The following is a 12,793-nucleotide window of genomic DNA, read 5'->3' as shown; positions in this document are numbered from 1 at the left end:
CGACGATCTCGGTCGCGCCGTAGGCGGGCAGGTCGAGATCCGCCGGGTGTTCGCGCAGCAGCCACACCACCAGGGGTACGACCGCCAGGGCGGCTCCGGCCACGACGAGCGCCGCCGTGCGCCACCCGTGGTCGCGCACCAGCACGGCGATCAGCGGCAGGAAGATCAGTTGGCCGGCCGCCCCGCCCGCGGTCAGCACCCCGGTGACGAGGCCCCGTCGTCGGACGAACCAGCGCCCGGTGACGGTCGCCACGAACGCCAGCGCCATCGAGCCGGCGCCCAGGCCGACGAGGACGCCCCAGCACAGCAGCAACTGCCAGCTCGCGGTCATGAAGACCGTCAGGCCACTGCCGGCGGCGACCAGCAGCAGCGCCACCGAGACCACCCGGCGGATGCCGAACCGGTCCATCAGCGCGGCGGCGAACGGCGCGGTGAGCCCGTAGAGGAGCAGGTTGACCGAGACCGCCGCGGAGATGGTGGCGAGCGGCCACCCGAACTCCGCGTGCAACGGGTGCAGCAGCACCGACGGGGTGGCGCGGAAGCCGGCCGCGCCGACCAGAGCCACGAAGGCAACGGCGGCGACGAGCCAGGCGGGGTGCAGGCGACGGTTCTTGGTCACGCTGATCAGTCTGGGTGGCGTCCTCGCTGGCGACGAGTGGCCGGAAAGCCATCAGGCGCAATAATCGGGCCATGAGCACTGGCCCGCACCGGATCGCCGTCCTCGCCCTCGACCAGGTCGTCGGCCTCGATCTGGGCACCCCGTCCCAGGTCTTCAGCACCGCCCGGGGCGCGGACGACGAGTACCGCTACGACGTGCGGGTGTGCACCCCGGGTGGGCGGCCGGTCCGCAGCACCGCCGGCTTCCAGGTGCTCCCCGACCATGGGCTGGAGCTGCTCGACACCGCCGACACGGTGATCGTCCCCGGCATCCACGACGGCGCCGCGCTGACCTCGGGCGGCATCGATCCGGAGGTGGCCGAGGCGCTGCGGTCGGCGTACGACCGGGGCGCCCGGATCATGTCGATCTGCACGGGGGCGTTCGTGCTGGCCGCGGCCGGCCTGCTCGACGGACGCCGGGCCACCACCCACTGGGCGTACGCCGAGCGGTTCCGCCGCCTGTACGACCGGGTGGACCTCGACCCGGACGTGCTCTTCATCGTCGACGACCGGGTGTTCACCTCGGCCGGAGTGGCCGCCGGCATCGACCTCTGCCTGCACGTCATCCGCCTCGACCATGGCAGCGAGGTCGCCAACCGGGCGGCCCGCCGCTGCGTGATGCCGCCATGGCGCGACGGTGGGCAGGCGCAGTACATCGAGCAGCCGGTGCCGAAGGCGACCGACACCAGCACGGCGGGCGCCCGGGAGTGGGCGCGGCAGCGACTGCACGAGCCGATCGCGCTGCGCGACCTGGCCGAGCAGGCGCGGATGAGCGTGCGCACCTTCACCCGACGCTTCCGCTCGGAGACCGGCCTGAGCCCGGCCCAGTGGCTGCTGCAACAGCGCACCGACCACGCGCGACTGCTGTTGGAGACGACCGACCTCTCCGTCGACCAGATCGCCCACCGCTGCGGCTTCGGCACGACGGCCGCGCTACGCCAGCAACTCCACCAACGCATCGGCGTGGCCCCGTCCACTTACCGCCGCACCTTCCACCCCCGCCCCGAGCTGGTCGACACGTCGCCCGCGGTCCGCACCCCGGTCTGATCGCCGCCGGCCCGGGCGCGGCGTCGGCTGCCGGCCGCTGTCGCCGCCGCTCTTCACCCAAAGACGACACGACGGTCCTGCGGGAGGCATCGCTGCGAGAAGCGATATACCTGTGAGTCATAGAAATGACTCACAGGTATACCGCTCAGCAGACCGACACCCGGGGAACGCCACCAACAGCCGGCCGCGGGCCGGGCCGGGCCGACCGAGGCCGGGGCCGAGGCGGCTCAGGTGCGGAGCAGGTGCAGTTGGGCCTGGTGTTTGGGGAGGTGGACACGGGTGTGCAGGTCCAGGGTGCGGGACCAGGGCAGCGGCTCGTCGACGATGAGGTCGAAGCCCTCGCGGAGGTGCGTCTCGACCGGGGTCTCCGCTGCCAGGCCGAGCTGATCGACGAGCCCGCACAGCCGGTCGCTGGTGCCGTGCAGCAGCGCGGTCAGGCCACGCAGACCACCCTGCTCGGCGGCGAGCGCGTCGAGCTGCGGACGGTGGATGTCCTCTTCCAGCTCGTAGTAGGCGAACGGCGACCCGGCCAGCAACGCCTCGGTGGCCTGGATCATCAGCTCGTCGTTGGCGACCAGATGCGCGACGATCTGCTCGGCGCTGAGCTGCCCCTCCGGAGCCGGACCGAACCCGCCAGCGTCCACCTCTGCGAACAGGGCGCCGTAAGCCCGCCGCAATCCCCCGCTCTCCATCCCCCCAGTCAACCCGCCCCACCGGGGGTTAGCGGCGGGATTGGCGGGAGCGAAGGTAGTCGCTGACCACGTACTCGCCCAGGTCGTCGGTGTCCGGGGTGAACATGCGGCCCCGGCTGCGCCGGGCCACCGCGTCGACGAAGCGGCGCAGACCCGGGTCGTCGCCGAGCATGAACAGGTTGAGGGTGGCGCCGTAACGGCTGAGCTTGTCCACCTCGCGGACGGTCGCCTCGATCGTCTCCGGCAGCGGCGGCCAGTGGAACAGCGCCTCACCGTCGTCCGGGTCCAGGTGGGCGGTCGGCTCCCCGTCGGTGACCACCAGGACCACCGGCTCGGCGTCCGGATGGCGTCGCAGGTGCCGAGCGGCCAGCCGCAGCGCGTGCTGAAGGTTCGTGCCCTGCTCCATGTCCGGCTCCACCGCCGCCAGCTCCTGCTGGGTGAGGGTCATCGCCTCCCGGCCGAAGCCCACGATCTGCAGGGCGTCCTGTGGGAAACGGGTCTCCATCAGGTGCGCCAACGCCAGCGCCGTCTGCTTCATCGGCCCCCAACGACCCTGCGAGATCATCGAGTACGACAGGTCGACGCAGAGCACCACTGCCGCAGACGCCCGCTTCTCGGTCTCCACCACCTCGAAGTCGTCCACCGCGAGCTGAAGCGGAACCGTCGGACCAGCCCGGCGGACCGCCCGGGTCAGCGTGCGGACCACGTCCAACGGCTGCTCGTCGCCGTACTCCCAGGGGCGGGACGCGCCGCTGACCTCGCCGGCGGCGCCCGCCGAGCGCAGGTCGTGCTGGCCGCGCGGCCCGGCGGTCAGCTCGGCGAAGACCCGCCGCAGCGCGGTCCCACCGAGGCGGCGCAGCGCCTTCGGGCTCAGCGTGAGCCCGTCCGCGTCCCGGCTCACCCAGCCCTGCCGGCGCAGCTCCCGCTCCAGCTCACGCAACCGGCGGACGTCGTCGGCGGCGTCGCGGCCCAGCGTCCGGGCCACCGCGTCGACGTCCACGTCGTCCAGCGTGGCCCCGGGGTGTTCCTGGTCGAGCTGGTCCAGCAGGTCGTCCAGCTCGCCGATCTCACCCAGTGCCCCGGCCGCGTCGGCGTAGTCCAGCGGCTGCTCGCCCCGGACCCGCTCGCCACGCCCCCACCGCAGATCCGGTCGCAGCGCCCGCAGGTTCGCGTCGAGCGCGGACAGCTCCCCGGCGAGACGGTCGCCGAGTGACTGTTGCATCAGACCGGCCAGCTCGGCGCGCTGCCGCTCGGAGAGCGAGTTCATCAGCCGCTCACCGGCCGCCGAGCGACGGGCCAGCACGTCGATCAGCTCGTCGACCGTCTCCGGCCGCTCCGGGAAGAAGTCACCGTGCCGGCGCATGAACTCGGCGAACGCGTCGGTGGTGTCCTCCGCGCGGCCGTGCCGGGCCAGCAGGTCGTTCAGGTCCCGCATCATCTCGGCGAGCCGCTGCTGCGCCGCCGGGTCGGCGGACGCGCGCACCGCGTCGCGCAGCCCGGCGAACCGCTGACCGAGTACGTCGTCGCGGAGCTGGTCGAGGATCTGCTGGTACGAGCGGCGGGCGGCCTCGCTGGCCCACTGGTAGCCGGACAACTCCTCGACCGCCCGGGCGGTGGAGCGGGGCAGGTTGTCCAGCACCGACTCGGCGAACCGCGCGTCGTCGTCGTCGCGGCCCCGCAGCTCGTCGCGCTCGGCGGCGAGGGCCTGGTCGAGCAGCGCCTGGGCTCGGGTCACCGCGCCGTCGAGATCGCCACGGCGCAGCGCCTCGCGGCGCAGCCGTCGCGCTCGGGCGGCCAGGTCGTCGAGCCCGCCACGCCCCTGCGGGCCACGGCGCAGCAGGTCGCGCAGCGCCTCCCGCAGGCTGCCGCCGGCCAGCACCTCGGCGCCGACCGCGTCCACCGCCTCGCGCACGTCGTACGGGGGCGCCAGCGGGTCCGGCCCGCCGTTCCACTGCCCGTACCGGAACCGGTTGCCGGCCATGGTCAGCCCCGGCCGCCGTAGACGGTGCGACCCGAGTCGGTCACGTCCTTGCCGAGCCGGCGGGTCAGATGCAGCCCCTCCAGCACGAACTCGACGGCGGCGGCGGCCTCCTCCGGGGTGGGCGCGTCGCCCAGACCGAGCCGGTCCAGCACCTTGGCCAGGCCGGGCACGGTGCCCACCTGGCGCAGCAGCTCGGTGGAACCGACCAGCTCGCCGGTCTCGATCGCCGTCCCGTCCTCGACCAGGGCGGTGAACCCGGACAGGTCCAGGCCGGCCAGGTGGGCGCGGAACGTCTCGGCGGTGGCGGTCCGCAGCAGGTGGGCGAGGATCTCGATCTCCCGCCCCTCCTCGCCGCTCTCGAACTCCACCTTGCCGCGCAGCGTGCTGGTCACCGACACCGCGTCGCCGACCCGTGCCACCGCGGCTTCGGGCCGACCGTCCGGGTTGCCGGAGGCGGCGAGCAGGCCGGCGCGACGCAGCGCGGCACCGGCGACCGTCTCGGCGGCGGCGATCGCGAACCGGGCGGAGACGCCCGAGCGCGGGTCCACCGACGGGGACTCCCGCACCGCGCGGGCGAACCGGGCCAGCACCTCCAGCACGTGCTCCGGGACGGTGGCCACCAGGTCGGCCTCCTGGCGGATCAGCGCCAGCTCCAACTCCAGGTCGACCGGGTAGTGGGTACGGATCTCGGCGCCGAACCGGTCCTTGAGCGGGGTGATGATCCGGCCCCGGTTGGTGTAGTCCTCCGGGTTGGCGCTGGCCACCAGGAGCAGGTCCAGCGGCAGCCGCAGCTGGTAGCCGCGGACCTGGATGTCCCGCTCCTCCAGCACGTTGAGCAGCGCCACCTGGATCCGCTCGGCCAGGTCGGGCAGCTCGTTGACGGCGAAGATGCCCCGGTTGGTACGCGGCACCAACCCGAAGTGGATGGTCTCCGGATCACCGAGGGTGCGTCCCTGGGCGATCCGGATCGGGTCGACGTCACCGATCAGGTCGCCGACGCTGGTGTCGGGGGTGGCGAGTTTCTCGCCGTAGCGCATCGAGCGGTGCAGCCAGCCGATCGGCAACTCGTCGCCGGCCTCGGCGACCTGGGCGACCGACGCGGGGGTGAGCGGGTGCATCGGGTGCTCGTTGAGCACCGAGCCGGGAATCACGGGGGTCCACTCGTCGAGCAGCCCGCCCAGCGCGCGGATCAGTCGGGTCTTGCCCTGGCCGCGCTCACCGAGCAGTACCATGTCGTGCCCGGCGAGCAGAGCCCGCTCGACCTCGGGCAGGACGCTGTCGTCGTAGCCGACGATGCCGGGGAAACGGGTCTCGCCGGAGCGCATCCGGGAGAGAAGGTTGTCGCGGAGTTCCTGCTTGACGGTGCGGTACTGGTGACCGGCCGCGCGCAGCGCGCCGAGCGTGCCGGGCAGGTCGGCCGGTGGAACCGGGATTACCGGGGTAGGCGCAGTCACCCGAGTAACGCTAGCTCACATTCGCGGGGGCACCCCGGGCATCGAGGGGCACCCCCGCTGCCACCGTCAGCCCCGGCCGCAGCGCCCGCAGGCCCCCCGGCGGCGCAGGTGGTACGCGTAGGTCGCCGCGGCGAGCGCCACGCCCCACAGCGGCCAGAGCAGCATCGGCGCCCCGGTCAGGCTGACGCCGCCGCCGGTGAGTTCCCAGAACCTGGGGTTGCTGAGCAGCCCCAGGCTGGCCGCGGTCACCGCGATGGCGACCAGGGTGGCCGGCACCACGGCCAGCAGCACCGGCACCCGGCGACCGGCGAGCCCGACCATCCAGCGCGGGAACCGCTCGCCCCAGCGCTGCACCAGCCCGAGGGTGAGGATCGCACCGACGGTGGCGAACGCGCCCAGCCCGAACCCGGCCCAGACCAGCCCGCTGTCCTGCATCTCGGTCAGGAACTCGCGGGAGATGCCGAGCGGGATGCCGGCCGCCCAGGCGAACCGGGTCGACGCGTACGTCAGGGGAATCGCCGCCGCGATGCCGGCGGCCCACCGACCCCAGCGCGCGGCGGCGGCCGGGGTGGTCCACCCCCGGTCGGTGTCGTCCCGCCCGCAGCCGACGCAGGCCCCGGCGGTGCGGCGCTGCCAGACGAGCACCGTCCCGGCCAGCAGCAGCCCGCCGGCCAGCGCGGCGAACCGGCCGAACAGCGCCCAGTTGAAGACGTCGGAGTACTCGACCGGCGGCCAGCCGAAGGGCGCACCGACGATCAGGATCGGCAGGTAGCCGAGGACGATCAGCACCCGCGCGTCCGGGACGACCACGGCGAGTCCGAACGCCACCGCCCAGCCGTAGCCGGCCAGCAGCGCCCGCAGCGGACCGGGCGGGCGGACCGCCGGGCGGCTCATGGCCAGGGCGGCCACCGCGGCGGTGAGCAGGACGCCGGCGAAGAGCGGGGTGGCCAGGTCCACCGGCACCAGGCGCAGCAGGTTGACGTCGCCGCCGTGCCTGTCGTTCGTACCGAACGGATAGCCGGCGCCGGTGAGTGTGCCAACCAGGGCGAGTACGCCCCACAGGCCGAGCCAACCGGCGGCCAGCGGGGCGAGCCGGTCCGGCCAGCGGGAGTCGGAACGGGGTCGGGATGCAGTGATCGTCGTCATGCTCCCAGCCTCGACCGACAGCCGGTCGAAGCCCTCCCGGCCGGCGGTGAACCCGCTCCCCCGGGTGGGGGACCGATCAGCCGGACGGGGTGACGAAGCCGGACTCGTAGGCGGCGATCACGGCCTGCGTGCGGTCCCGGACACCCAGCTTGGCCAGCACGTTGCCGACGTGCGTCTTGACCGTCTCCACCCCGACCACCAGGTGCGCGGCGATCTCCGGGTTGGACCGGCCGGTGGTCATCAGCCGCAGCACCTCGGCCTCCCGCTCGGTGAGCCGGGCGGCACGCAGTCGGTCGCCACCCGCCGGCCCGTACGCCCCGACAAGCTGGCGGATCGCGGCCGGGAAGAGCAGCGACTCGCCCGCCGCGACGACCCGGACCGCCTCGACCACCTCCGCCGGCCGGGCCCGTTTGAGCAGGAAGCCGGAGGCGCCGGCGCGCAGCGCCTCGTAGACGTACTCGTCGTTGGCGAACGTGGTGACCACCAGCACCCGGGGCGGGTCGGCGGAGGTGGCCAGCAGGTGCCGGGTGGCCTGAATGCCGTCGATGCCGGGCATCCGCACGTCCATCAGCACCACGTCCGGGCGGTGCCGGGCGACCAGGGGCGGCACCTCGGCGCCGTCGGCGGCCTCGGCGAGCACCCGCAGATCGGGTTGGGCGTCGATGATGGCCCGCAGCCCGACCCGGATCAACTCGTCGTCGTCGACGATCAGCACACCGGTGGTCATCGCGCATCCTCGTAGGGCAGGCGGGCCCGGATCAGCCAGCGGTCGCCGTCCGGCCCCACGGTGAGTCGGCCGCCGAGCAGCAGCACCCGTTCCCGCATGCCGTCCAGACCCCGGCCGGACCGCCCCGTGTCGGCCCGGTCGGGGCGGCTCATCGTGTTGACCAGTTCCAGCTCCAGCGCGTCCGGCCGCAGGTCCAGGCGCAGTGTCACCGGCCCGTGGCCGTAGCGGGCGGCGTTGGTCAGTCCCTCCTGGACGATCCGGTAGCCCTCCCGGGAGACGATCGCGGGCAGTCGCGCCGGGTCGCCGACGCGCTGCGCGTGCACGGTCAGCCCGGCCGCTCGGGTGTCGGCGACCAGCCGGTCCAGGTCGGCGAGGGTACGTTGCGGCGCCGCCGACGGCCGGTCGCCGCCGGTCTCGCGGAGCAGCCCGAGCACGTGGTCCAGCTCGTCCATCGCGGTCCGCCCGGCCTCCTCGATGGCGGTGAGCGCCCGCCGGACGAACTCCGGATCGCTGTCGAGCACCTCCCGGGCCGCGCCGGCCTGGAGGGTGGCCACGGTCAGCGCGTGACCGACCGAGTCGTGCAGTTCCCGGGCCAGCCGGTTGCGTTCGGCCAGTCGGGTGGCCCGCGCCTCCAGCGCGGCGATCCGCTCGGCCTGCGCGGGGCCGAGCAGCACCGGCGCCATCGAGACGGCGAGCGCGCCGAGCCCGGCGACGGCGTAGCCGAGGCCGACCAGCAGGGCCACCCCGGTCAGCGTCAGCCAGCCGCTGTCCCGTCCGTCCAGCGGCCCGAACCGCTCCTGGCTGGTCAGCTCGGCGCCGACACCGAACTGCTGGGCGATGAACGCCAGCGCCATCGGCAGGGCGCTGAACAGCGCGATCATCACCAGGGCGCCGACGATGAGGTGCGTGGCGATCCAGAGCGCGCTGCGCAGGCGGCTCTCCCGGTCGCCGCGCCGCCCCGGCGCGGGGTCGGGCAGGTCGACGCCGAGCAGCGCCCGTACGGCGGCGATCTCCAGGGCCCGGCTGCCGTCCAGCAGCAGCGGCACCACGGCGATCAGCGCCGCGATCAGCAGGAGGGCGTAGACCAGCGGGCGGGGGATCGTCGAGTCGGTGAGCAGTTGCGCGAAGGTCACCGCGAGGACCCCGTACGGCAGCGCCAGCACACCACCGAGCAGCAGGAACACGCCGCGTCGCCAGGTGCTGCCGGCCACCAGCGGGGCCAGTGCCGCGCGGAAGGTCATGCGGTCATTCTGCTGCCGTCACCCCGAGGTGCGACTCCCCCGCACCGGGGAGATCTCAGCGGTGGTCGGCGACGTACCCCTGGGGGTCCTTGTCGCGGAACCGCAGGTCGCGGCCGTTCTTGTGCTCGCCGTAGAACATCAGCCAACGCTGGCCCAGCTCGGCGCGCAGTTCGAAGCTGGCGTGCCGGCGGAAGTCGGGCAGCGCCTCGTCCTCCTCCTCGGCGAGGTGTTCGCTGTTCTCCCGGCGGGCCGTGCCGACGGCCTCCCACCAGGGCTTCGAGCCGACCGGGTGCAGCTTGGACTCGGCGATGGCGTCCCGGATCTTGTTGTGGTCGCCGATCGCGTCGGCGGTCTCGTCCTCGCCGTCGTCACCGTGCTTGACCAGGTGCGGGTAGAGGATCGCCTCCTCCGCCTCGGCGTGGATGTCCAGGTGCAGGGCGAGTGCCTCCCAGATGGCCAGCAACTCCTGCTCGTCGCGGGCGTCGTCGAGGCGGGCGAAGCCGCGCCGGAAGGAGGCGTGGTCGTCCAGGATCAGTGCGGTGATGTCGTCCACTGTGCTCATTTCTCCGTCGGGCCGGCGATCCGGTTACGCAGCATCCGGGGCAGCGCGGCGAGCCCGGTGACCGGGCGGAACCGCTTGGCGGCCTCGGCCAGCGCCGCGTACTCGTCGTCGGTGAGGTCGAGGTCGGCCGCCGCGGCGTTGCGTTCCATCTGCTCCACGCCTGACGCGCCGGGAATGGCAAGCACGTTCGGGTGACGCAGGAGGTACGCCAGCGCGATCTGGCTGGGGGTGGCGTCGTGTGCCTCGGCGACCTGGCGCAGCGTGTCGATCAGGACGGCGCCCCGCTCCAGGTTCTCCGGCAGGAAGTACGGGTTGGCGCGGCGGACCGCGCCGGTCGGCGGGTTCTTCGCGTCGTACCGGCCGGACAGGAAGCCCTGCGCCAGCGGGCTGTACGCGATGACGACCCGGCCGGTCTGCCGCGCGTACGGCAGCAGGTCCTGCTCGGGCGCGCGGTCCAGCATGCTGTAGCGGACCTGGTTGCTGAGCACCCGCCGGCCGAGTGCGGCCTCGGCGACCTGCCAGCGGCGCAGCCCGTAGTTGCTCACCCCCACCTCACCGACCAGCCCGACGTCCTGCAGGGCCCGCATGCCGCGCATGGTGGTGTGGTCGGCGACCAGCGGGTTGGGCTGGTGCACCTGGTAGAGGTCGATGCTGGTGACGCCGAGGCGGGCCGCCGAGGCGACCGCCCGCTGCTGCACCACCGCGGCCACCGGCAGCACGGGAAAGATCTTGCTGGCGACCATGACTGTGGGCCGGTCGTCGCCGAGCGCCGCGCCGAGGATCCGCTCGCTGCGCCCGAACCCGTAGATCTCCGCGGTGTCGAAGACGGTCACGCCCAGCTCGACGGCCCGCCGGACGATCTGGGCGGCCCGCTGCTCGAAGTCGGGGCCGTAGCCCCACTCGCGGGAGCCGAACTGCCAGGTGCCGAGGCCGATCTTGGAGAGCGGTTTGGGGGTGTCGAGGGCGATGAACCGCATGGCCTCGAAACTACCCGGTTGTCCCGGTTTTCACGCCCGATCCCCGGCACCACCGGCCGGAGCTACGCTCATGATCGTGACCTACCTCGCCGCGGATGACCGCTACGACACCATGACCTACCGGCGCAGCGGACGCAGTGGCCTGCGGCTGCCCGTCGTCTCCCTCGGGCTCTGGCACAACTTCGGCCCGGACCGCCCGTATCAGCGGCAGCGCGACATCGTGCGACGCGCCTTCGACCTGGGTGTCACCCACTTCGACCTGGCCAACAACTACGGCCCGCCGCCCGGTTCGGCGGAGGAGAACTTCGGCCGGATGCTCGCCACCGACCTGAAGCCGTACCGGGACGAGCTGGTCATCTCCAGCAAGGCCGGCTACCTGATGTGGCCCGGCCCGTACGGCGAGTGGGGCTCGCGCAAGAACCTGATCTCGTCGCTGGACCAGTCGCTGGGCCGGATGGGCCTGGACTACGTCGACATCTTCTACTCGCACCGCTTCGACCCGGACACCCCCCTCGAAGAGACGATGGGTGCGTTGGACGCGATCGTCCGCTCCGGCAAGGCGCTCTACGTGGGCGTCTCGAACTACAACTCGGAGCAGACCGCTCGGGCCGCCGCGATCCTGCGCGAGCTGGGCACGCCGCTGCTGATCAACCAGCCGTCGTACTCGATGCTCAACCGCTGGACCGAGGCCGACCGCCTGCTCGACACGCTGGAGCAGGTCGGGGCCGGCTGCATCGCGTACAGCCCCCTCGCTCAGGGTCTGCTGACCGACCGCTACCTGGGTGGCATCCCGGCCGACTCGCGGGTGCGCACCAGCGTCTTCCTCAACGAGAGCGACCTCAGCGACGAGAAGATGGCCACCATCCGAGGGCTCGGCACGGTCGCCGAGCGGCGCGGCCAGTCCCTCGCGCAGCTCGCGCTGGCCTGGGCCCTGCGCGACCCGCGGATGACCAGCCTCATCATCGGCGCGAGCAGCGTCGAGCAGTTGGAGACCAACATCGCCGCCGTGGACAACCTCGACTTCACCGCCGAGGAGCTGGCCGAGATCGACCGGCTGCTGGGCTGAGCGCCGTCGGGTCGAGCGGCGGGCCGGATCACCAGATCCGGCGCCGCCCGGCCCGATGGTTGCGGACCTCGCACTGCCGTCCCACCGGTGCCGCCGCGCCGCGTCGTCGCCGGCCCAGACCGACCAGCGCCAGGACCAGCACGACGGCGGCACCGGCCAGCACCGGCCACCGCGCCCCGAGGTCGGTCACCGACGCCACCGGCACGCCCGGGTCGGCCGCCGCCGCCACCGCCGCCGGGTCGGTGGCGGCCGGCTGGCTGGCGGCGGTACGCGGAGCAGCCGGGGCCGCCTTCGTCGCACTCTTCGTCGCGCCGCTTCGCGCCGTGCGGAACACGACATCCGAGCAGGAGTAGTAGGTGTCCGGGGTGTTCGAGTTCTGCCAGATCGTGTAGATCAGGTGCCGGCCGCTGCGGTCCGCCGGCAGCCGGCCCGCCAGCTGGTACGCCCCGCCCCGCACCGGCGGGTCGGTCCGGGTCAGAAACGGACGCGACTCCAAATCCGACCAGGTCAGCGGCTTGCGGGGGTCGTAGTCGGGCTTGGTGACGTAGAGCCGGAAGGTGCCCCGGTGCTTCAGGGTCGTCCGGTATCGGAAGGTGAACGTCGCGCCCGTGGTCACCTCGGTGCTCGGCCAGTCGGTGCGGGGCAGGTCCAGTCCCCGGTACGCGGACAGCCCACCGCTGCACAGCTCACCGTCCGGGATCCGTTCCCGGTCCCGACCGTTGATGGCCGCGACGCGTACGTTGTCCCATTCCCGTACCGCCGCGCCCGCCGCCACCGCCGCCCGACAGGCCGCACTGGCGGCGTGCCGGCCCTCGGGCCCACAGGCCGCCGCCCGGCTGATCGGGTCGGTGGGGGCGCCGTGCGCCCAGGCGGGCGCCGCGCCCAGCGGTGCGGCCGCCACCGCGACCAGCACAGCGGCGAGCACTCGACGCACGCTCATGGCTTGACCTCCCGCGCAGTGGTACGGACGCGGGACGTCAAAGGTTCGACCGCCCGGGGCCCGGGAATCGCCCGGTGGGCCTCGGCGTTTCGATAGGCGGTACGGATTTCAGGCCAGACCCCCAGGCCGAGGAGGCAGACATGAAGGTACGTAGCTCGTTGCGTGCGCTGAAGCAGAAGCCGGGTTCGGTGGTGGTCCGTCGTCGCGGCCGGGTGGTCGTGGTGAACCGCGCGAACCCGCAGTGGAAGAGCCGTCAGGGCTGATAACAGACTTATCGGATATATCCGCCGGGGCGGATGCGGC

Annotated in this window: 13 protein-coding genes; 3 read left to right on the top strand and 10 right to left on the bottom strand. The window is 73.2% G+C overall.

What is annotated here, in order from left to right; genetic code table 11:
- The coding region (locus tag AB0J68_RS14260; RefSeq protein WP_363938785.1) for an MFS transporter at nucleotides 1-619 on the bottom strand (619 nt) is incomplete at its 3' end.
- A 71-nt stretch (nucleotides 620-690) separates the two neighbouring features.
- Between AB0J68_RS14260 and AB0J68_RS14255 the strand changes: the two genes are divergently transcribed.
- The gene (locus tag AB0J68_RS14255) at nucleotides 691-1,704 is read left to right on the top strand and encodes a helix-turn-helix domain-containing protein (RefSeq protein ID WP_363938782.1); all 1,014 of its coding nucleotides are present in this window, start codon (nucleotides 691-693) and stop codon (nucleotides 1,702-1,704) included.
- A gap of 227 nt (nucleotides 1,705-1,931) precedes the next feature.
- On the opposite strand, the gene AB0J68_RS14250 is transcribed toward AB0J68_RS14255, so the two are convergent.
- The 8 genes from AB0J68_RS14250 to AB0J68_RS14215 all read right to left on the bottom strand — a co-directional run bounded on the left by AB0J68_RS14250 (nucleotide 1,932) and on the right by AB0J68_RS14215 (nucleotide 10,484).
- Nucleotides 1,932-2,396 carry a hypothetical protein gene (locus AB0J68_RS14250; protein ID WP_363938779.1) on the bottom strand — a complete coding sequence of 155 codons (465 nt, stop codon included), beginning with the start codon at nucleotides 2,394-2,396 and terminating at the stop codon, nucleotides 1,932-1,934.
- 28 nt (nucleotides 2,397-2,424) lie between these two features.
- Nucleotides 2,425-4,377 carry a VWA domain-containing protein gene (locus AB0J68_RS14245; protein ID WP_363938776.1) on the bottom strand — a complete coding sequence of 651 codons (1,953 nt, stop codon included), beginning with the start codon at nucleotides 4,375-4,377 and terminating at the stop codon, nucleotides 2,425-2,427.
- A 2-nt stretch (nucleotides 4,378-4,379) separates the two neighbouring features.
- Entirely contained in the window at nucleotides 4,380-5,831 is a 1,452-nt protein-coding gene (locus AB0J68_RS14240) for a sigma 54-interacting transcriptional regulator (RefSeq protein WP_354860784.1), read from the bottom strand.
- 66 nt (nucleotides 5,832-5,897) lie between these two features.
- Nucleotides 5,898-6,977 carry a hypothetical protein gene (locus tag AB0J68_RS14235; protein ID WP_363938772.1) on the bottom strand — a complete coding sequence of 360 codons (1,080 nt, stop codon included), beginning with the start codon at nucleotides 6,975-6,977 and terminating at the stop codon, nucleotides 5,898-5,900.
- Between the two features lie 76 nt (nucleotides 6,978-7,053).
- Entirely contained in the window at nucleotides 7,054-7,704 is a 651-nt protein-coding gene (locus AB0J68_RS14230; protein WP_266249167.1) for a response regulator transcription factor, read from the bottom strand.
- On the bottom strand, nucleotides 7,701-8,945 hold the full coding sequence (locus tag AB0J68_RS14225) for a histidine kinase (protein WP_363938768.1): 1,245 nt from the start codon (nucleotides 8,943-8,945) through the stop codon (nucleotides 7,701-7,703). The genes AB0J68_RS14230 and AB0J68_RS14225 overlap by 4 nt, the downstream gene beginning before the upstream one ends.
- A gap of 55 nt (nucleotides 8,946-9,000) precedes the next feature.
- Nucleotides 9,001-9,507, bottom strand: coding sequence for a hemerythrin domain-containing protein (locus AB0J68_RS14220; RefSeq protein ID WP_354860788.1), 507 nt, complete (start codon nucleotides 9,505-9,507; stop codon nucleotides 9,001-9,003).
- On the bottom strand, nucleotides 9,504-10,484 hold the full coding sequence (locus AB0J68_RS14215) for an aldo/keto reductase (RefSeq protein WP_363938765.1): 981 nt from the start codon (nucleotides 10,482-10,484) through the stop codon (nucleotides 9,504-9,506). Before AB0J68_RS14215 ends, AB0J68_RS14220 begins: the two co-directional genes overlap by 4 nt.
- A 70-nt stretch (nucleotides 10,485-10,554) precedes the next feature.
- Here AB0J68_RS14215 and mgrA point away from each other — a divergent pair, with 70 nt between their 5' ends.
- Nucleotides 10,555-11,550 (top strand): L-glyceraldehyde 3-phosphate reductase, encoded by a 996-nt coding sequence (gene mgrA, locus AB0J68_RS14210; protein WP_363938762.1) that lies wholly within the window; start codon nucleotides 10,555-10,557, stop codon nucleotides 11,548-11,550.
- Between the two features lie 28 nt (nucleotides 11,551-11,578).
- Here mgrA and AB0J68_RS14205 read toward each other — a convergent pair whose 3' ends face one another.
- Nucleotides 11,579-12,490: a lytic polysaccharide monooxygenase gene (locus AB0J68_RS14205; protein ID WP_363938759.1), complete on the bottom strand. Its 912-nt coding sequence runs from the start codon at nucleotides 12,488-12,490 to the stop codon at nucleotides 11,579-11,581.
- Nucleotides 12,491-12,630: 140 nt separating this feature from the next.
- Between AB0J68_RS14205 and AB0J68_RS14200 the strand changes: the two genes are divergently transcribed.
- On the top strand, nucleotides 12,631-12,753 hold the full coding sequence (locus tag AB0J68_RS14200) for a 50S ribosomal protein L36 (RefSeq protein WP_030490864.1): 123 nt from the start codon (nucleotides 12,631-12,633) through the stop codon (nucleotides 12,751-12,753).
- Nucleotides 12,754-12,793 lie beyond the last annotated feature (40 nt).

Origin of the sequence: Micromonospora sp. NPDC049580 (assembly GCF_040675595.1) — a bacterium.
In the GTDB taxonomy this organism is placed as follows: domain Bacteria; phylum Actinomycetota; class Actinomycetes; order Mycobacteriales; family Micromonosporaceae; genus Micromonospora.
This window is presented reverse-complemented; position numbering and strand designations above follow the sequence as displayed.